The 19,910-nt window shown below is 43.7% G+C and carries 16 protein-coding genes; 7 read left to right on the top strand and 9 right to left on the bottom strand.

What is annotated here, in order from left to right:
- Positions 1-279: 279 nt before the first annotated feature.
- The gene (locus tag H6F92_RS13700; protein ID WP_190358353.1) at positions 280-474 is read right to left on the bottom strand and encodes a hypothetical protein; all 195 of its coding nucleotides are present in this window, start codon (positions 472-474) and stop codon (positions 280-282) included.
- Positions 475-834: 360 nt separating this feature from the next.
- Between H6F92_RS13700 and H6F92_RS13695 the strand changes: the two genes are divergently transcribed.
- The 5 genes from H6F92_RS13695 (at position 835) to H6F92_RS13675 (ending at position 8,889) form a co-directional block, all read left to right on the top strand.
- Positions 835-1,185, top strand: a complete 351-nt coding sequence (locus H6F92_RS13695) for an STAS domain-containing protein (protein ID WP_190358351.1) — start codon at positions 835-837, stop codon at positions 1,183-1,185.
- 292 nt (positions 1,186-1,477) lie between these two features.
- A complete protein-coding gene (locus tag H6F92_RS13690; RefSeq protein ID WP_190358349.1) occupies positions 1,478-2,407 on the top strand; it encodes a CoB--CoM heterodisulfide reductase iron-sulfur subunit B family protein in 930 nt (309 codons plus the stop codon).
- Between the two features lie 27 nt (positions 2,408-2,434).
- The gene (locus H6F92_RS13685; RefSeq protein ID WP_190358346.1) at positions 2,435-2,767 is read left to right on the top strand and encodes a BON domain-containing protein; all 333 of its coding nucleotides are present in this window, start codon (positions 2,435-2,437) and stop codon (positions 2,765-2,767) included.
- Between the two features lie 329 nt (positions 2,768-3,096).
- Positions 3,097-5,649 carry a leucine--tRNA ligase gene (gene leuS / locus H6F92_RS13680; RefSeq protein ID WP_190358344.1) on the top strand — a complete coding sequence of 851 codons (2,553 nt, stop codon included), beginning with the start codon at positions 3,097-3,099 and terminating at the stop codon, positions 5,647-5,649.
- A gap of 417 nt (positions 5,650-6,066) precedes the next feature.
- Positions 6,067-8,889, top strand: a complete 2,823-nt coding sequence (locus H6F92_RS13675; protein WP_190358342.1) for a helicase-related protein — start codon at positions 6,067-6,069, stop codon at positions 8,887-8,889.
- Positions 8,890-9,014: 125 nt separating this feature from the next.
- Here H6F92_RS13675 and H6F92_RS13670 read toward each other — a convergent pair whose 3' ends face one another.
- The 6 genes from H6F92_RS13670 to rpmI all read right to left on the bottom strand — a co-directional run bounded on the left by H6F92_RS13670 (position 9,015) and on the right by rpmI (position 12,557).
- A complete protein-coding gene (locus H6F92_RS13670; RefSeq protein ID WP_190358340.1) occupies positions 9,015-9,218 on the bottom strand; it encodes a hypothetical protein in 204 nt (67 codons plus the stop codon).
- A 308-nt stretch (positions 9,219-9,526) separates the two neighbouring features.
- The gene (locus H6F92_RS13665) at positions 9,527-9,805 is read right to left on the bottom strand and encodes a hemolysin XhlA family protein (protein WP_190358338.1); all 279 of its coding nucleotides are present in this window, start codon (positions 9,803-9,805) and stop codon (positions 9,527-9,529) included.
- A gap of 224 nt (positions 9,806-10,029) precedes the next feature.
- Complete coding sequence (locus H6F92_RS13660) at positions 10,030-10,998, bottom strand: cysteine synthase A (protein WP_190358336.1); 969 nt, start codon at positions 10,996-10,998, stop codon at positions 10,030-10,032.
- 6 nt (positions 10,999-11,004) lie between these two features.
- Entirely contained in the window at positions 11,005-11,961 is a 957-nt protein-coding gene (locus H6F92_RS13655; protein ID WP_190358334.1) for a PhoH family protein, read from the bottom strand.
- A gap of 13 nt (positions 11,962-11,974) precedes the next feature.
- Positions 11,975-12,322, bottom strand: coding sequence for a 50S ribosomal protein L20 (rplT, locus tag H6F92_RS13650; protein WP_046661759.1), 348 nt, complete (start codon positions 12,320-12,322; stop codon positions 11,975-11,977).
- 31 nt (positions 12,323-12,353) lie between these two features.
- Positions 12,354-12,557 (bottom strand): 50S ribosomal protein L35, encoded by a 204-nt coding sequence (rpmI, locus tag H6F92_RS13645; RefSeq protein WP_002740108.1) that lies wholly within the window; start codon positions 12,555-12,557, stop codon positions 12,354-12,356.
- A 209-nt stretch (positions 12,558-12,766) separates the two neighbouring features.
- Between rpmI and H6F92_RS13640 the strand changes: the two genes are divergently transcribed.
- Positions 12,767-13,942, top strand: a complete 1,176-nt coding sequence (locus tag H6F92_RS13640) for a transaldolase (RefSeq protein WP_190358332.1) — start codon at positions 12,767-12,769, stop codon at positions 13,940-13,942.
- Positions 13,943-14,147: 205 nt separating this feature from the next.
- On the opposite strand, the gene prfA is transcribed toward H6F92_RS13640, so the two are convergent.
- Positions 14,148-15,248: a peptide chain release factor 1 gene (gene prfA / locus H6F92_RS13635; RefSeq protein ID WP_190358330.1), complete on the bottom strand. Its 1,101-nt coding sequence runs from the start codon at positions 15,246-15,248 to the stop codon at positions 14,148-14,150.
- A 777-nt stretch (positions 15,249-16,025) separates the two neighbouring features.
- Between prfA and H6F92_RS13630 the strand changes: the two genes are divergently transcribed.
- Positions 16,026-18,179: a polyribonucleotide nucleotidyltransferase gene (locus H6F92_RS13630; RefSeq protein WP_190358328.1), complete on the top strand. Its 2,154-nt coding sequence runs from the start codon at positions 16,026-16,028 to the stop codon at positions 18,177-18,179.
- Positions 18,180-18,293: 114 nt separating this feature from the next.
- Here the strand turns inward: H6F92_RS13630 and hemL are convergent, their stop codons facing one another.
- Complete coding sequence (gene hemL, locus H6F92_RS13625; RefSeq protein WP_190358326.1) at positions 18,294-19,595, bottom strand: glutamate-1-semialdehyde 2,1-aminomutase; 1,302 nt, start codon at positions 19,593-19,595, stop codon at positions 18,294-18,296.
- Between the last annotated feature and the right edge of the window lie 315 nt (positions 19,596-19,910).

Here is a 19,910-nt window from a genome sequence, read left to right as displayed (position 1 = left end):
AGCCGTTTCAGCACTTATGAGTTGACAGGGATTTTGCGAGAGTGGCAGCAGAGCGTTATGGAAAGCTATCAATTGGGTGAAAGTTCAACGATACGTTTTTAAGCTCCAAAAGAGGATATTGCAAGGGGCTAAGACAAGCTGTATCCCTAACAATGGAACAGTCAAACTAGGAGCCGTGGGAGGTGAAAGTCTCATGCACGGTTCTGAATGGGAGGGGAGGTCGGCGACGACCTTCTCGACCGCCAATAACTGAAAACTCACAACCACTGATAACTGAAGTTACCGACGCGGAACCAGATTAATCCGGCACTCGTCCATTTCATCCATGAGTAACTCTAGGGCCTCATAATCCACATCAGAAACATAGCCAAGACGACCGAGTATTTCATTAATTCCGTTCTCGATTTCTGGCGTGATTTGACGATAATATAGGGCTTTTTCCACTAATTGGCGGATAGTCGGCTGGGTATCCACAATTTTATTACTCTAGTTCAATAAATCTAGTTTTCGTATCCTGCTTTACTTTATTTTAGCAAAAATACTGGTAGAATGCTGGGTCATCATCAGTCATTCGGGATTAGAGCTTAAACCTAACGATTTTCCCCTGATGTTTACCCTAGTCAGTCCTGATCACTGTTTCTCTTTACTGCCCAGATTACAAGGTTAACCTAAAAGTGGTTCCTTCCTACAGGGGGAAAGATTTAAAAAAGATTAATCTTGCTCGGGAGAGAGAAAATTGCTCAAGACCAAGGTTACAAAATCAGAAAGTTAGGACATAATAGCGGTATCTGATTTCCAGTTAAAAGGTTCATTTATGAATTTCAAAGCCCAGCCATGAAAAGTCCTGTAAAAGTCCCAGAAATTGCTCTATTTGAGCCAAGTGGCTATATTACCGCCGCTAACGTCCTAGAATTTCAAGAGCAGCTCGCCAATCTGGTTAACCGGAGCAGCTCGATCACTTTTCTCGTGGATATGAGCAGGGTGGAGTTCCTCGACAGTGCCGGATTAATGGCTTTAGTTACCGCCTTTCGTCTGGCTCAAAGTCAAGAAAAATCCTTCAATATCTGTTCTATTCCACCTTCAGTCAAGATTATCTTTGAATTAACCCAACTCGATCGGGTTCTCTCGATTTTCTCTAGCCGTGCTGACTTTGATGCTGTTATCACTCTCCCCCAAGCGGCGTAAGCCGACAAAATAGCGTTTCTCGCCGTAATTTCTCGGCTACAATCTCAATTCTACCCGTAAATCACCTCTTGACCAGGCAGATTCCCATTTGTACAACCGACTCCTGAGGACAACAATTTTTCTCAAGGAGAGCCACTATACTATTGAGATGGCTCTCCTCCTTTTTGGATATTATTTCTAGGGACAAACTACTGTACACTTGTTCGGAGCAGCTCACAAAAGACTGTCTGTTAAGAAATTCCATGACTTTAGTGATGACAGGGGGGAAGGGAGCCAAGATGGTAGATAGGCAATGAGTAGTAATTTCCTAGAATCCATGACAGTCAAAAATCTCCAGTATGCTTATTTTCCCGGTTGTGTCGCTCAAGGTGCCTGTCGGGAACTATATTTATCGACGGCAGCCCTGACGGAAGCTTTGGGGATTAATTTAGTCGAACTCAAAAAAGCTGCCTGTTGTGGTTCGGGAACCTATAAGGAAGATTCGCAACTCTTGGAAGATGCCGTCAATGCGCGCAATATTGCCCTAGCGGAAGCCCTCAATTTACCCCTGTTGACTCACTGTAGCACCTGTCAAGGGGTGATCGGTCATGTGGACGAGCGCTTGAAGGAAGCAAAGCATAATAATCCCAATTATGTTGAGGAAGTTAATAATTATTTACAGAAAGAACATTGTTCCCCCTACCAAGGTACGACGACGGTTAAGCACCTACTCTGGGCAATTGTCGGCGATTATGGCCTAGATAATCTGGCAGCCAAGGTGATTCGTCCCTTATCAGGCTTAAATTGTGCCGGTTTTTATGGTTGTTATCTCCTGCGCGCCCAGGATACTCTTCCCTACGATAATCCCTTTCAGCCGGAATCCCTAGAAAATGTCTTTCGAGCCGTGGGAGCAAATCCGATTTATTATCAAGGACGCACTCAATGCTGTGGTTGGCCCCTGTCCAGTTATGCCACCACCCAATCGTTCCAAATGGCAGGAAAACACATTTTAGAGGCGATGGCAGCGGGGGCCGATTGTTTAGTCACCCCTTGTCCTTTATGCCATCTTAATCTTGATTCCCGACAACCGGAAGTGGCAAAAGCGATCGATCGAAGTTTAGGTTTACCCGTGTTACATTTTTCCCAATTAGTCGCTTTAGCGCTCGGAGTCAGTCCCGATCGTTTAGGATTAGATCGACACATCGTTTCAACGAAATCCCTCTTAAAGAAATTGGGGTTTTAGGACAGGACTCAATCAGGAGTGTTAGCAATGGATTGGTTAAAAAGAATTTTCGGCTTAGATAAACCGGCAGATGCCGCTAGTGCGATCGCAGGGAAAGCCGCTGCTGCGGATATTCCCGCCGAAAGAGTCGGATTAGATGGAAAATACGACGAAAGCGGACTAGCTAAACGAGTAGTTTTAGCTTTTGACGAGACACCGGATTTAGCTGATGAAGACAAATTGTGGGTCGCTCAAACTGGTGGTAAAGTTGTACTAAAGGGTGCGGTTTCCAATCAGGCGACTTTAAATAAAATGGTGGCCATTGCCAGTAAAGTCCATGGGGCAACCAGCGTCGATACCAGTCAAGTAACTATTGGGTGAAGTCGAACGGCTGTTAACCTCTGGTAAAAATCAAAAATTGTTGTTAGGGTTAGGAGTCAGTAGCCAGTAGTCAGTAGTCAGGAGAATTAAGAATGAATAATAATCAGTTAAATGGTCTATTTACAGATTTTATGCGATTTAATCCTTATTTTTGAGGTTTTTGAACCCTCAAAAGTTAATTATGCAAGAGGTTTAATATTCCCCGGGAAAATTAACCACTAAAACCCATAGGATTTTTGGCAAGATAGATAACCCCAAGACTGGCAATTGCCGCCAGCCGGCTGCTGTAAAATGGGAGGGATAGATACAACTCAGGAGAAAAGACCCCAGTGCCGTACAACCCCGCAGAAATCGAACAGAAATGGCAGAAGATTTGGCAGCAAATGGGATTGGACAAAACCCCAGAAAACGCCGATAAACCGAAATTTTACGCCCTCTCCATGTTCCCCTATCCATCGGGCAACCTGCACATGGGTCACGTTCGCAACTATACTATCACCGATGTGATTGCCCGTCTGAAAAGAATGCAGGGTTATCGCGTGCTGCATCCCATGGGGTGGGATGCTTTCGGATTACCCGCAGAAAATGCCGCTATTGAAAGGGGAGTTCCTCCGGCAAAATGGACTGATCAAAATATTGCCCAGATGAAACGGCAATTACAACAGTTAGGATTATCTATCGATTGGGAAAGAGAAGTTGCCACCTGTTCCCCAGAATATTATCGTTGGACCCAATGGCTATTTTTACAGTTTTTTGAATCGGGATTAGCCTACCAAAAAGAAGCGGCAGTGAATTGGGATCCTATCGATCAAACTGTCTTGGCCAATGAACAGGTAGATAGTGAAGGAAAATCTTGGCGATCGGGTGCTAAAGTAGAAAGAAAATTACTCCGGCAATGGTTCCTAAAAATCACCGATTATGCCGAACAATTACTCACTGATTTAGATAAACTTACCGGTTGGCCAGAACGGGTTAAAACCATGCAGGCCAACTGGATTGGTAAATCGGTAGGTGCTTATTTAGAATTTCCTCTTGTTAATTCCCCAGAAAAAATTGCCGTTTTTACCACTCGTCCCGATACGGTTTATGGAGTCACTTATGTGGTACTTGCTCCCGAACATCCCTTAACTTTACAAGTTACCACTCCCGAACAAAAATCGGCCGTAGAAACTTTTATTCAAGAGATAGCCAGCGAAAGCGAATTAGAAAGAACTGCCGAAGATAAACCCAAACGCGGTATTAAAACCGGAGGAGTGGCAATTAATCCTTTTACTGGTGCAGAAATTCCGATTTTAATTGCTGATTATGTCCTCTACGAATACGGTACTGGTGCAGTGATGGGAGTCCCGGCTCACGACAGTCGCGATTTTAAATTTGCTCAGGAAAATAACCTGCAAATTAAGATAGTTATTACTCCAGAAAGTGGCGAAATTGAGTTAAAAGAGGCCTATACAGAAGCGGGAATTATGATTAATTCCGCTCAATTTAATGGACTGAATTCCCAAGAAGGAAAAACCGCTATTATTGATTATGCCACTGCCCAAGGTTACGGCAAAGCTAGAATACAATATCGCCTCCGGGATTGGTTAATTTCCCGTCAAAGATATTGGGGTTGTCCGATTCCAGTTATCCACTGTCCCCACTGTGGAACCGTGCCAGTACCTATCGATAATTTACCCGTTACTTTACCGGAAAATGTCGAATTTAGCGGTCGAGGTGCTTCTCCTTTAGCCAAATTAGAAGACTGGGTAAATGTGGATTGTCCTCGCTGTGGCACTCCCGCAAAACGGGAAACCGACACCATGGATACTTTCATCGATTCTAGTTGGTATTTCCTCCGTTATACCGATGCTAAAAATGAAGATATACCCTTTCAATTCGAGAAGGTTAATGATTGGATGCCCGTGGATCAATACGTCGGAGGAATCGAACACGCTATTCTACATTTACTCTATTCTCGTTTCTTTACCAAAGTTTTAAGAGACCGAGGTTTAGTTAATGTCGATGAACCTTTTAACCGTCTATTAACCCAGGGAATGGTACAGGGATTAACCTACAAAAATCCCGAAACGGGCAAATATGTCCCCGCAGAAAATGTTATCTATAAAGAGGATAAATATTGCGATAAAGACACGGGAGAAGTTCTTTCTTTCTTCTTTGAAAAAATGTCTAAGTCGAAATATAACGGCGTTGATCCTCTGAAAGTCCTGGAAAAATATGGGGCCGATACTGCCCGAATGTTTATACTTTTTACTGCACCCCCAGAAAAAGATTTACAGTGGGAAGATGCGGGGGTAGAAGGACAATTTCGCTTTCTTAATCGGGTGTGGCGTTTAGTCAGCGAGTATATTGAAAATAAACCCAAGCAAGTTAAAAAAATAGAGACTTTCTCGAAAACTGACAAGGATTTAAGACGGGCAATTCACACCGCTATTAAAGAAATCTCCGAGGATTTAGAAGGAGATTATCAATTTAATACCGCCATTTCCGAATTGATGAAACTCAGTAACGCTTTAGGGGATAATAAGTGTTTTGCATCCCCCATTTATCGGGAAGGAATCGAAACCCTATTAATCTTACTTTCCCTCTTTGCTCCCCATCTTAGCGAAGAATTATGGCAAGCTTTAGGCCATAGCCAATCAATTCACCTGCAACCCTGGCCAAAAGTTGATCCCACTGCCCTTATTGTGGACGAGATTACTCTTGTCATCCAAATTTTGGGAAAAACCAGAGGCACGATACAAGTTCCCGCTAGTGCCGATAAAAGCACCCTAGAAACCCTCGCTCTGGAATCGGAAATCGCCCAACGTTATTTAGAGGGTAAGGAAATCAAAAAAGTGATTGTTGTCCCGGGCAAATTAGTTAATTTTGTCGTGGTTTAAATGACTATCAGTAATACTAAATCCGTTGAGTAACGCAAAGAAAACGGGTTTCTCCGAGAAACCCGTTTTCTGATCATGCACTCATGCAAAAAGGGGAATAAATAATCAGTCTTTAATAACCAGATTTAGTAGAGAGCATCTCACTTGTGCAATGAGTATTAATGCTTATAGCCGTCAAAAACTAGAAAATCTTCAACTTGATCACAAAGAGAAATGAGATTATAATAGTTATGACTTACGGGGAGCATCTCATTTATGCAAGTGAGTAATTATACTTATCCTAAAACTGTTTTCTAGCAAGGCTTTCAAAATAGCTTGACATAAAAACCTGATTTAGGGGTTACAAAGGTGAGATGCTCCCGACTTACTGACTTATGACTTACGATTCAGAATATATCTCGATATTGAAGGTTTAATATGAAAGAATTAAAATCTTTAAATAACAACAGATTAAGCTGGTTTGAATCAGGTAAATCAATAGAATATATTACAAAATACTTAGAAGAAGCTAATCAAAAAATTCGCATTGCCACAGGCTTTTTTACGATTAAAGGTTGGAATTTAGTTCGGGGTTATACTACAGGAAAACAAACCTATATTTTGGTAGGTTTAGATGATCCAGGAGAGCAAAGGGCAAGGATGGCATTAATTCAAGAAATAATGAGAGATGTGCGTATAGGATTAGACAGAGATAGAAGAAAATCAGTTCTTGATATTATAGAAAAAATACAATCAAATCAGTTTGGAATTGTAGATGCCAGAGCCAAAGATCATCATAATAAACTTTACATTTGTGATGAAAAAGCGGCAATTCAAACTTCGTCAAATTTAACTGGTAAAGGATTAAGAGAACAAGTTGAGGGTGGTAATATTATCACTGATAAAACAGAGGTTCTTGCATTAGTTAAAGAATTTGATGATTATTTTGCTGAGGCTAAAGATTTAACTCAAGAACTATTAGAAATTTTACTAAAATGGTTACAGTTTGCTGCACCTTGGGACATTTATCTCAAAACTATGTTGGTTTTAGAAAATATCCAGCCTCCCAAAACTAGATATTCTAAAAAGCCACTTTCCTACCAAATTGACATGATTGCCCAAACTTTACGACAGATCAAAAACTTTGATGGCTCAATGCTGGTTGCTTCAACTGGACTAGGCAAAACTGTTGTAGCGGTTCATGTAGCTCTTCATTTACGAGATGAAGATTTAATTGATAATATCATGGTTATTGGACCTAAAGCCGTCCGCAGCAATTGGCAAAAAGAAATGCGGGAAGCGGGATTACCCTGTGAATATTTTGTGCGGCAAACGTTTGATAAAAAAGATGCTAGACAAGATCATGCCTTGGAATTATTTGAAGATATTTTAGAAGATATTAAAAATCAGCGTTGGTTATTAATTATTGATGAAAGTCAAGAATTTAGAAATCGATTTAAACAAGATTTATTTAATATGACTAAAAAACCAAAAGAAAGATTAGCTTTTATCAAACTTAGAGAATTAGTAAAAAAGGGTAATCTTAAAGTTTTACTTTTAACTGGTTCACCTTATACTAAAGATATTGAAAATATCAATAATCAACTTTATCTACTTCCTCACACTTGCGAAAGTAAACCTCAAGAATTTGACTATTTCTTGGAAAAGTGTCCAGAACAGGATCATTTATTTACAGAAGAAAAAAAAGATATTAATGCTTGGTGTATCAACGATATAGATGAATTTATTAATCTTTCTGTAGCTAGTCAATTAACAACTCCTCACGTTGCTAAATATTATGGTCAAAAGGAAGGATTAGAAACCTATATTAATTTTGGTGAAGAAAGACATTATGTGCCAAATATAATTCTTCATAGCATTAATTTTTCTCTTATTCTTCAAGATGAATTGACTGAAGCAATAGTCAAAGGCTACTTTAACCTTAAATCTAAAAATATCATGTTTAAAGATTTATTTAATCGTTCAGTTAAAATTGCATGGGCAAGTTCGCCCCTCTCACTTCAAGGAGTTTTAGAAAGGATTGCTGATACTCCTGGCGGTGAGAATAGTTTTAATTTTCATAAACTTGAATTTGTGTTTTCTCGTGAAGATAGAGAAAATGTTTTAAGACCTATTATTGCTAAACTGAAACGAATCAACCAAAACCTTAATCAGAACCTTGATCTAAAATTACAAATTTTGTCTGCCCTTATCAAAGAGCAGGTATTAGAAAAACAGCAAAAGGTAATTATTTTTTGTGAGAGAAGGGCTACAGTTTTTTATCTTTCTCAGCACTTTGAAAAGAATTTTCCCTCTTTAAAAATTGCATATACTATCGAGCAAAGCGAAGATGAAAAAAAATATCAGATGAAAGATAGTAGAGAGATTGAACAGTTAATTAAACAATTTGCTCCTCACTCCAATAAAACAACCGAGAAATTTGCCGAAAATTATGATATTTTTATTTCGACTGATGCCCATGGTGTTGGTGTCAATATGCAAGATGCTTCAGTAGTTATTAATTATGATATTGATTGGACTCCGATCGCACCAGTTCAAAGAGCGGGAAGAATTTTACGTTTTTGGCATTTACCTCGCATCGTTCACATTTATACTTTTGTGCCAACACTAACCGAAAAGAATAGTCACACTGAACTAAATCGTAATTTAGTGGAAATTCAAAAACGATGGAAAAAATTAATGTCTCGTCATCAAGAATCAAAAAAAGTAATTGATTTACCTGTTTTAACTACTGCGGAAACTCAAGAAATTAATATTTCTGAAATGGCATCTCAAGTGACGATTGAATCTGGGGAAATCAATCTTAATGCTTTAGCAGATTTAGATATTTCTCCTTATTATCAACATACAGCAAAACTTCAACTTAATCGTGATTATGCAAAAACTTTATCTGATGATTTAATTAGTGCTAAAATATATTCAGAAAAACATCCCTTACTTTATCTATTAGTTTTACATAAGCAAAATTATCACGGCATTTTTTATAATACCAGGACTAAACAATTAGCTGAACCTGATATTGTTAAAATTTTAGATAAAATTGCCTGTGAAGAAAGTACGCCAGCCGCTAATGTTGACCATGATTTTATTGAAAATTTAAGTGATATTTGCCTTCAAGATTGGTGTCAAAAAAATCAAGTTTTAGCCGATGATGTTGAGCGAATTTGTGCATTATATTTAAAGCCTGAAAATGAAGATGATGATCTCAAATTACTTTTAAATTCAATCAATACTCAATAAGAATAAAATGCTCATCCCCGACTACATCGACAATAAAACCCAAAACCCAATTTGTCGATTTTGAATGAACGGCATATACCTCTTCTGATTGCTTGAGATTGACTTGATATTGCATATTTTTAAGATCATCCCGTCCTTAATAAAAATTTGGGCAAGACTATTATTAGTATAACATCACCTAAGCATTGCGCTACTGCTACCATTACCTGTACCAACCCCTCATCCAGCAATTCCTGATTTTTCTGCACAATGCGGGGTTCATCGCCATCATTGCAGGATAATAGCTGATTAATCAGGTTTAGATAAGCTTGGGTGCGTTGTTCATTCATGGCGTGGTAGATGGGGAATTGATGGGTAGGGGCGAAGCATTCGGATAAAAAATCTAGGATTTCAGCGATAGGTTATTGCCCAAATGCTTCGCCCGTACAGGGATTTAATGGGGAGATTATCGTAATTTTATCACAGGGATAATAGGCGAAGGTTATTAGTTTATTGCCCGGGGTAGGGGCGAAGCATTCGGATAAAAAATCTAGGATTTCAGCGATAAGTTATTGCCCAAATGCTTCGCCCGTACAGTGATTTTCTGCAATTTGAGGAATAACTGTTGCAGAAGGCGGTTCAAAATTCATTGTCTTAATTATGATTGAGGAAAAGGGAGAATAATATAGCGAATAACTGTTCCTATTAAAGCTGTTCCCAAGATGCCGATTAACGTCCAAATCTGGGCTTTCTGAGAGCCTTTTAATTCTTTTGTATCTTCTTTTACCCCTTCAATATCTTTTTCTAAAGCGTCCACCTTTTCCTCTAATCTTGCCTGTACTATTTTAATATCCATAACATCTTTTTGTAGATTATCCAACTTCTGATTAATTGAACCTAAAATTTCTTTGAGATACTGTTCAATAGTAACTGACATCTGATGATTCTCCTAATAATGATAGTTATCAGTATTGTTATCTATCTTGTCTTAATTGCTTGCCCAAAATCGTGCCTCATTTTCCCTTGCTCCCTTCGCTAATTGTTGCCCTACCCCTACCATTATCTCCACTAATCCCCGCTGGGATAATTCTTTATTGTCCTGTAAGATTCGGGTTTCATCGCCTTAATCTAGCTGAAGGCTGACTTAACCCTAACAACAATTTAAGCCAATCCTTTCTCAGCCAACCATTGAGGATTATATAAACGAGATTGATAACGGGATCCACCATCACAAAGAACAGTAACTATGGTGTGGCCTGGCCCCATTTGTTTAGCTAAAGCTACCGCAGCACCAACATTAATACCCACAGAACCTCCCATAAATAAACCATCTTTTTGTAATAGTTGATAAACAACTTTGATGGCAGTGGGATCATCAATTTGAATGGCATCATCTATGGGTGCGCCTTCCATATTAGCCGTAATACGACTATTACCAATCCCTTCAGTAATTGAACTACCTTCCAGGGTAATTGTCCCAGTTTTCACATAACTATATAAACCGCTACCCATCGGATCCGCCACCACGCAACGCACCTGCGGATTTTGGTCTTTTAAAAACATCGCCACCCCCGCGTAGGTTCCCCCGGTTCCCGTGGCAGCCACCCAAGCATCAATTTTACCGTCGGTTTGTTCCCAGATTTCCCGGCCAGTGGTTTCGTAGTGAGCGCGACGATTAGCCAGATTATCGAATTGATTGGCCCAGATAGCATTTTCCATCTCCCTGGCCAATCTCCCCGATAATTTAACGTAATTATTGGCATCTCGGTAGGGAACGGCGGGAACAGTACGCACTTCCGCGCCAAGGGTTCTTAAGAGGTCGATTTTCTCTTGGGATTGGGTATCGGGAATGATAATCAGGCATTTATAACCTTTAGCATTGCAGATATGGGCCAAACCGATGCCAGTATTGCCGGCGGTTCCTTCGACAACGGTTCCCCCCGGTTGGAGAGTCCCAGCTTTTTCCGCTTCTTGGATAATATATAAAGCGGCCCGATCCTTGACCGAACCACCGGGGTTAAGAAATTCGGCCTTACCGAGAATCTCGCAGCCGGTTTCCTCGCTAAAACTATTGAGACGAATTAGGGGAGTATTACCCACCGCATCGACGAAACCATTTTTAATATCCATAATCTGTTATTTTTCTTGCTGTTCGTAGGCTGAGACAATTTTTTGTACTAGGGGATGACGCACCACATCGGCCCGGGATAGGTAACAAAAAGCGATCCCTTCTACTGATTTTAGGATTTTTTGAGCGGCAATTAACCCCGATTCTTGTTGTTGCGGTAAATCGGTTTGGGTGACATCTCCAGTTACTACCATGCGCGAACCGAATCCCAAGCGAGTTAAGACCATTTTTAACTGTGCTGGGGTGGTATTTTGGGCCTCATCAACGATAACAAAAGCATTAGCTAGGGTTCGTCCCCGCATATAAGCTAAGGGAGCGATTTCGATTTTACCCCGTTCCATCAGGTCGGGAATTTTGGCCGCTTCGATAAATTCGTATAAAGCATCGTAGAGGGGACGCAAAAAAGGATCGACTTTTTGCTGTAAATCCCCCGGGAGAAAGCCTAATTTTTCCCCCGCTTCCACGGCCGGCCGGGTGAGGATAATCCGTTCTACTTTATCTTCTAATAGAGCTTGTACGGCTAAAACGGCGGCTAAAAAGGTTTTCCCCGTGCCAGCCGGTCCAATACAAAAGGTGATATCGTGACTTTGAATCGCTTGGATATATTGACGCTGACGGAAGGTTTTTGCCCGAATTAGCTCCCCGCGACGGGTACGAGCCAAAATATCCTGCTGTAGTTCTTTATACTCGCTAGAACGCCCCGTATCGAGGGCATGGATAGCGGTCATAATATCGGCTTCGGCGATTAACTTGGCCTCTTGCCATAAAATACTTAAGGAGCGCACAATCGCTGTGGCACGCTCCACCGGGGTCGGTTGCCCCGCAATCCGCAATTCCATGCCTCTGAGGACTAAATTCGCCCCAGTTTGCCTGGCTATCAATTTGAGGTTAGCTTCTTGATGACCCGCTAAAGCGATCGCACTTTCTGAACTGGGGAATTGAATCGTTTGCCAAGTTTCCGTCATGCTTGGGGCTAAATTATCCTTTGGCTGTTTCTACCACTTTAGCAAAAGCGACGGGATCGAGGACGGCTAATTGGGCCAACATTTTCCGATTGAGGAGGATATTAGCTTTCTTTAATTGTCCGGTCAGTTGGCTGTAACTGATGCCCTGTTGACGAGCAGCGGCATTAATGCGGGTAATCCAAAGACGACGAAAATCGCGTTTACGTTTGCGACGGTCTCTATAGGCATTCCGCAAGGCCTTCATTACCTGTTGGTTAGCTGTACGGAATAAGCGCGAGTGAGAACCGCGAAAACCTTTGGCTAATTTGAGAATTTTTTTGCGTCGCTTGCGGGCGACATTCCCCCGTTTTACTCTAGACATGATAATCCTTTAGACGATTTTTCTGGAAAATTTACAAATAGGGCAACATTAAGCGCACTTCCTTCTCGTCGCGCTCGTCCACTAGGGTAATCTGGGACAAACGACGGCGCTTGCGTTCGGCACTTTTATGATCGAGTAGATGATTTTTGAAGGCTTTGCGACGTTTGATTTTTTTGCCGCTTCCCGTGGCCTCGAATCGTTTGGCCGCCGCCTTTCGCGTTTTTAGCTTGGGCATAAACTCCGTTTTATTAAATCGACACAATCACTAATACTATCACAAATAAAGGACTTTGGGCAAGGAGTGGCTAAAAGATTCCCCGGCTCATCCTTACTTTGGCCAGGTCTGTGCTTGGGAATTAAATCAATCGGGAATTTTCCCCTTCCTCTCGATCGAATCGCTAAGATCCAGATAAAGTCTTGCGTTAACACGCATCTGGAGAAGTTATGGCTAAAACCCTACTAGAACAATTACGCGAATTTACAGTGGTTGTTGCCGATACCGGCGATATCCAAGCGATCGAAGCTTTTACACCCCAGGATACCACCACTAACCCCTCCCTGATCACGGCCGCGGCCCAAATGCCCCCATATCGGCCGATTGTCGATCAAACCCTGCAAGCGGCCAGAAAAGAATTGGGAAAGCAGGCCACCCCAGAAGATGTGGCCAAATTAGCTTTCGATCGCCTAGCGATCGGTTTTGGTCTGCAAATCCTGCAAATCGTCCCCGGCCGCGTCTCCACCGAAGTGGATGCTCGTCTTTCCTACGATACCCAAGCTACCATCGACAAGGCCCGTTATCTCATTTCCCAGTATGAACAAGCGGGTATCTCTAGAGAAAGAGTCTTAATTAAAATTGCCTCGACGTGGGAAGGGATTAAAGCCGCAGAAGTCCTCGAAAAAGAGGGAATTCACTGTAATTTAACCCTATTATTCGGTTTTCATCAGGCGATCGCCTGTGCGGAAGCGGGAGTAACCTTAATTTCTCCCTTTGTCGGTCGGATTCTCGATTGGTATAAAAAAGAAACTGGTAAAGACTACGTTGGTGCTGAAGATCCCGGAGTCCAATCCGTTACCCAGATCTATAACTACTATAAAAAGTTTGGTTATAAAACCGAAGTTATGGGGGCAAGTTTCCGCAATATCGGTGAAATTTGCGAGTTAGCCGGTTGTGATCTTTTAACCATTTCTCCGAAACTGCTCGAACAATTGCAAGAGACAGAAGCCGATTTACCCCGTAAGCTCGATCCAGACCAGGCCGCAACCCTTGATATTCTCAAAATTGCCATGGATCAAGCGACTTTTGAGAAAATGCACGCCGAAGATGCCATGGCTTCCGAAAAACTAACGGAAGGTATTCAAGGTTTTACCAAAGCTTTGGAATTATTGGAACAATTGCTGATTCAACGTTTAACCCAGTTGGAAGGTCAGTCAACCCTAGAACACGCCGCCGAAGATATTTTCCGAGTCTATGATCATGATGGGGATGGTTTCATCACCCGGGAAGAATGGGCGGGAACCGATGCGGTATTCGATGCGATCGATATTAACCATGATGGGAAAATTTCTCCCGATGAGATCGCTGTCGGTTTAGGTGCAGCTTTTCGTTTAGTGGAAGCTTAGAATTGGTTGTGAGTTGAACTAACCGGCATCAGTCCCCACCCGCACTCACCCACCGGTGGGGAAAGTGCAGGGAGTGGGGGAGCTTTTTGTTGTGAACAGTAACCAGTAAACATTAATCAGTGAAAAGAAAGCTCTGAACTTGCCACTTAATACTATTCACTAAAAACTAAAATCTGATCACTGGTAACTGATCACTGATCACTGATTAAGCTGTCTCTTGGGCAGCGGCTAATTCTGCCAGTTTTCCCTGTTGATCCTTGGCGATACAGGATTGAATCACCCCTTCGATGTCGCCGTCTAAAATGCGATCGAGGGAAAAATTCTGATTTAAGCGATGATCGGTGAGACGATTATCCTTATAGTTATAGGTGCGAATTTTTTCCGAACGGGAACCGGTTCCCACCTGAGAGCGTCGCATGGAACTGACCGCTTCCTGTTGTTCCTGTAACTTCATATCGTACAGTTTCGCCCGGAGAATCTGCATAGCTCGTTCCCGGTTTTGCAATTGCGATCGCTCCTCGGTGCAGAAAACCCGGATTCCCGTGGGTTTATGGATTAAATCGACCGCAGTTTCCACTTTATTGACATTTTGACCGCCTGCACCCCCGGATCTAGCCGTGGTTAACTCAATATCCTTGGGATCGATATGCACTTCCACATCGTCCACTTCCGGCATAATCGCCACGGTAGCGGTGGAAGTGTGGACGCGACCACTTGCTTCCGTCAGAGGAACCCGCTGCACCCGATGGACTCCCGCCTCAAATTTCAGCTTACTATAGACGTTATCGCCTTTAATCTCTAAAATTGCCTCTTTAAATCCTCCCATATCCGCCGGAGATTCACTCAAAAGGCTAACTTTCCAGTTTTGAGTTTCGGCATATTTTGAGTACAAGCGAACTAAATCCCCCGCCCAAATACTGGCCTCATCACCTCCGGTCCCGGCGCGAATTTCCAGCATGATATTCTTTTCATCGAGGGGATCCCGGGGCAGCAGCAGAATGGTTAATTGGTCTTCCAAAGTGGCGATTTTTGCCTCTAATTCTGCCACTTCTAGGGCGGCCATTTCCCTTAATTCGGGATCGCTGGCGGATTCTTTGAAGATTTGTTTCGCACCGATTAAATCCTCTTGACTTTTTTGCCAAATTTCGTAGGTGTTGACCGTTTCCTCTAGGGAAGCGCGGGATTTGGCCAGACGATGCAATTCACCCGGATTACTGGTGACATCGGGATCCGCTAGACGACGGGTTAATTCTTTGTAGGTCTGTTCTACAGATTGCAGTTTGTCTAGTAAATAACTTTCAGCCATGATCGATAATAAATAGGGTTAAACGGGGTTAATTTGAAGATAACCCGCAAATTCTTTGGATTAGAAGCGTCTGAGAGATAATAGAGACGCAATCCTTTTAATTGTCTTAATTTTCTTTGTCTGGAGTTCTTCGAGCTAGGAAAAATCCCGCTCAACTGCTGACAGTCAGTCAGTTTTGCTAATACTTAGAAATATTTTTGGGCCAGCAAGCGGCAAGGGAAGACATTTTTTTTCTTAACCAGATTATTCCTATATCTGAAACTATCATTTTTTGGCTCGTTTGAGCAAGTAATGTTAAATCCTGTTTAAAAGCAGGGAAGTGGGGAGTATTTTCAGTTATCAGTGACCAGTAAGCAGTTATCAGTGGGGTAGTGGGGAGTATTTTCAGTTATCAGTGAGCAGTAACCAGTTATCAGTGGGGTAGTGGGGAGTATTTTCAGTTATCAGTGAGCAGTAACCAGTTATCAGTGGGGTAGTGGGGTAGTTGGGTAGTTGGGTAGTGGGGTAGTAGGGAGACCACTTCGTGCGCGTCGCGGGGGAGATGGGAGATGGGAGCAGGGAGAAAAAAGCTGATAACCGATAACTGATCACTGATAACTGATCACTGATAACTGATCACTGATAACTGATCACTGATAACTGATCACTGATAACTGATAACTGATCACTGATAACTGATAACTGATCACTGAATACTAAACCTGTCGGAAAGGGGGACAAAAAATGCTAGGATTGCCACAGCACAGAGAAAAGTGAAAGAAAGGAATATAGCTTTACATGGAAGAGTTTGACAAGTCAATATCCTTTGATGGCAGGGATATTCGACTAAAAATAGGGCTTTTAGCCCCCCAAGCTGGCGGTAGTGTTCTGATCCAATCGGGAGAAACGGCGGTTTTAGTGACAGCAACCACAGCCAAAGCCAGAGAAGGAGTAGATTTCCTGCCCTTGACCGTTGATTACGAAGAAAGATTATACGCCGCCGGGCGCATCCCGGGAGGATTTTTGCGTCGTGAAGGTCGTCCCCCGGAAAAAGCAATTCTGACCGGTCGTTTGATCGATCGCCCCCTGCGGCCTCTATTCCCCAGTTGGCTACGGGATGATATTCAGGTGGTCGCTACGACCCTCTCGATGGATGAGGAAGTCCCCCCGGATGTTTTGGCCGTTACCGGGGCTTCTGTGGCGGTTTTGTTGGCAGGGATTCCCTTCCAAGGACCGATGGCGGCGGTGCGCGTCGGTTTATTAGGGGATGAATTTATCATCAATCCCACCTACAAGGAAATCCATAACGGAGAATTAGATCTAGTGGTGGCCGGTAGTCCCGAAGGGGTGGTGATGATCGAAGCGGGAGCTAATCAGTTACCGGAACGGGATATTATTGAGGCGATCGATTTTGGTTATGAAGCGGTCCGCGACCTGATCACCGCTCAACGGGAATTGATCGATCAGTTGGGTATTGCCCTAGTGACCCGAGAAGCGCCGGCAGTAAACGAAACCGTGCAGAATTTCCTGAGAGAACAAGCTAAAGAGGAAATTAAACAGATTCTCTGTCAGTTTACCCTCAGCAAAACCGAACGGGATGAGAAATTAGATGCGATCGAAAATCGGATCAAGGAAACTATAACCGCTCTCCCCGATGAAGATCCCTTAAAAGCTCCAACGCTGGAAGAGCCGAAGTTAATCGGTAATCTCTTTAAGGATCTGACCAAAAAACTGATGCGCGCCCAAATTATCGAGGATGGGGTGCGGGTTGATGGTCGCCAACTGGACGAAGTACGGCCGATTTCTTGCCGGGTGGGAGTTTTACCCCGTCGGGTTCACGGTAGCGGTTTGTTTAATCGCGGTTTAACCCAGGTGCTTTCGATCGCCACCCTTGGCACCCCCGGTGATGCTCAGGATTTGGGCGACGATCTCCATCCCGAAGACGAAAAACGCTATCTTCATCACTACAATTTCCCACCCTTTTCCGTCGGTGAAACCCGTCCCATGCGTTCTCCCGGCCGTCGAGAAATCGGTCACGGTGCTTTAGCGGAAAGGGCGATCGTACCTGTCCTTCCCCCCCAGGAGGAATTTCCCTATGTGCTGCGGGTGGTGTCGGAAGTCCTCTCTTCTAATGGTTCCACCTCCATGGGTTCCGTGTGCGGTTCTACCCTGGCGCTGATGGATGCCGGTGTTCCCCTGAAAAAACCCGTTAGCGGTGCGGCCATGGGTTTAATTAAAGAAGGGGAAGAAGTGCGGATTTTGACCGATATCCAAGGTATCGAGGATTTTCTGGGAGATATGGACTTTAAGGTGGCTGGTACTGATTCTGGCATCACCGCTCTCCAGATGGATATGAAAATCCCCGGTTTAACCATGGAAGTGGTGGCCAAGGCGATCGAACAAGCTTTACCGGCCCGCAAACATATCCTAGAGAAGATGTTAGCGACCCTAGAAAAACCCCGCACAGAATTATCTCCCCACGCACCCCGGTTATTGACGATCAAGATCGATCCAGATCTGATCGGGTTAGTCATCGGGCCGGGTGGTAAGACGGTTAAAGGGATTACTGAACAGACCGGCACGAAAATCGATATCGATGACGATGGTACTGTCACCATTTCCTCTACCGATGGGGAACAGGCCGAAAAAGCTAAACGACTGATCTACAATATGACCCGCAAACTCAATGAGGGTGAGGTTTATCTCGGTCGCGTGACTCGCATTATCCAAATCGGCGCTTTTGTGGAAGTTTTGCCGGGGAAAGAGGGAATGATCCATATTTCCCAATTGGCCGAGGGACGCGTCGGTAAGGTGGAGGATGAAGTGGCCGTGGGGGATGAGGTGTTAGTCAAGGTACGGGAGATCGATAGTAAAGGTCGTCTCAATCTCACCCGTCTCGGTATTCATCCCGACGAGGCCGCCGCTGCCCGTAAGGCTGCTACTGTAGTCTAGGTAAATTTTCTGTTCATGGTTAACCCTCGATCGCTCGATCGAGGGTTTTTGTTTGATCCCTGAAATCGCCTTAGTAGGGTTTGCTGAATAAATCTAAAAACCTGGCAGCATTGACTATAAACCTTCTAAAACCTCTTTAGCGGCGGCCAAAGTCCGTTCGATATCGGCCTCTGTGTGAGCTAAGGAAGTAAAACCAGCTTCAAACTGGGAAGGAGCTAGATAAACGCATCTTTCCAACATTCCTCTGTGAAAACGACCGAATTTAGCCACATCGGCCTTTTTGGCATCTTCATAGTTATGCACGGGGTTGCCAGTGAAAAACATTCCGAACATGGCACTAATATAACCTCCAGAAACGCTATGACCAGCATCTCTAGCCACTTTCAGCAGCCCTTCAGTTAAGGATTTGGTCACTTTATCGAGATATTGGTAGGTGCCGGGGCGCTGGAGTAACTCGAGGGTTTTAATTCCCGCCGTCATGGCCAAAGGGTTGCCGGATAAGGTTCCCGCTTGGTACATCGGGCCGGCCGGAGCCACCATCGCCATAATATCGGCCCGACCGCCGTAGGCCCCCACTGGCAGCCCACCGCCGATAACTTTGCCGAGGGTGGTTAAATCGGGGGTGATGCCGAATTTTTCCTGGGCGCCACCGTAGGCGATGCGAAATCCGGTCATTACCTCATCAAACATTAACAGGGCTCCGTATTCCTTGGTTAATTCCCGCAATCCTTCTAAAAAGCCGGCATCCGGCACGATAAAGCCGGCATTACCCACCACTGGCTCTAAAATCACCCCAGCGATCGAGTCGGGATTTTCGACAAAGAGGGCTTTTACCGCTTCCAGGTCATTGTAGGGGGCGGTTAAAGTGTTGTTAGTGGTGGTTTTGGGAACCCCCGGCGAGTCGGGTAGGCCCAGGGTAGCTACACCAGAGCCAGCTTTAACCAGGAACATATCGGCATGACCGTGGTAACAGCCCTCGAATTTGATGATTTTATCCCGGCCGGTAAAAGCCCGCATTAAGCGCAGGACGGACATACAGGCTTCGGTGCCGGAATTGACAAAACGCACCATTTCAATGCTGGGAACGGCATCAATCACCATTTCAGCGAGAATATTTTCCTGAACACAGGGAGCGCCGAAACTGGTCCCTTTATCTAGGGCCTCGTGTAGGGCGGCAATCACTTCGGGATGGGCATGACCACAGATAGCCGGCCCCCAAGTTCCCACATAGTCGATGTATTCGTTACCGTCCACGTCGCGAATATAGGCCCCTTTGACGCTTTCAAAAACGATGGGTTGACCACCGACGGATTTAAAGGCCCGCACGGGGGAACTTACACCCCCCGGCATTAATTTTTGAGCGGCTGTAAAGATTTCTTTCGATTTTGTTGTTTGATACGAAGATGTGCTAACCAATCCTGTCTCCTTGTCTATTTGAGTCTATCGATTCCGGGGAATGCCCGGAGTTTTGTTTTGTTAACTTCCTGCTGCTTGTTCCATTTTAAAGATCACCAGCCTACATTTTACGCAATTTTTTCCCTAAGAAAGGCGCTGGTCGGCTCAAGTCTCGCTATTGTTAACTTGTAGCCTGATGGTTAACAGTTGATGTAATTGGGTGAGAAGGGGCGAAAATTTCACTTTTGACAATTTTTCCACAATCTTTTCAGAATTGCCAGAAAAACCTAGCAATGGCCGAAGTTATTGCTATTGATAGATTTTAGCCCGGAAAGA

The sequence above is a fragment of the Microcystis wesenbergii FACHB-1317 genome, assembly GCF_014696875.1.
GTDB classification, from domain to species: Bacteria; Cyanobacteriota; Cyanobacteriia; order Cyanobacteriales; family Microcystaceae; genus Microcystis; species Microcystis wesenbergii_A.
The sequence above is the reverse complement of the archived record's forward strand: the minus strand, read 5'-3'. Positions and strand labels throughout refer to the sequence as shown.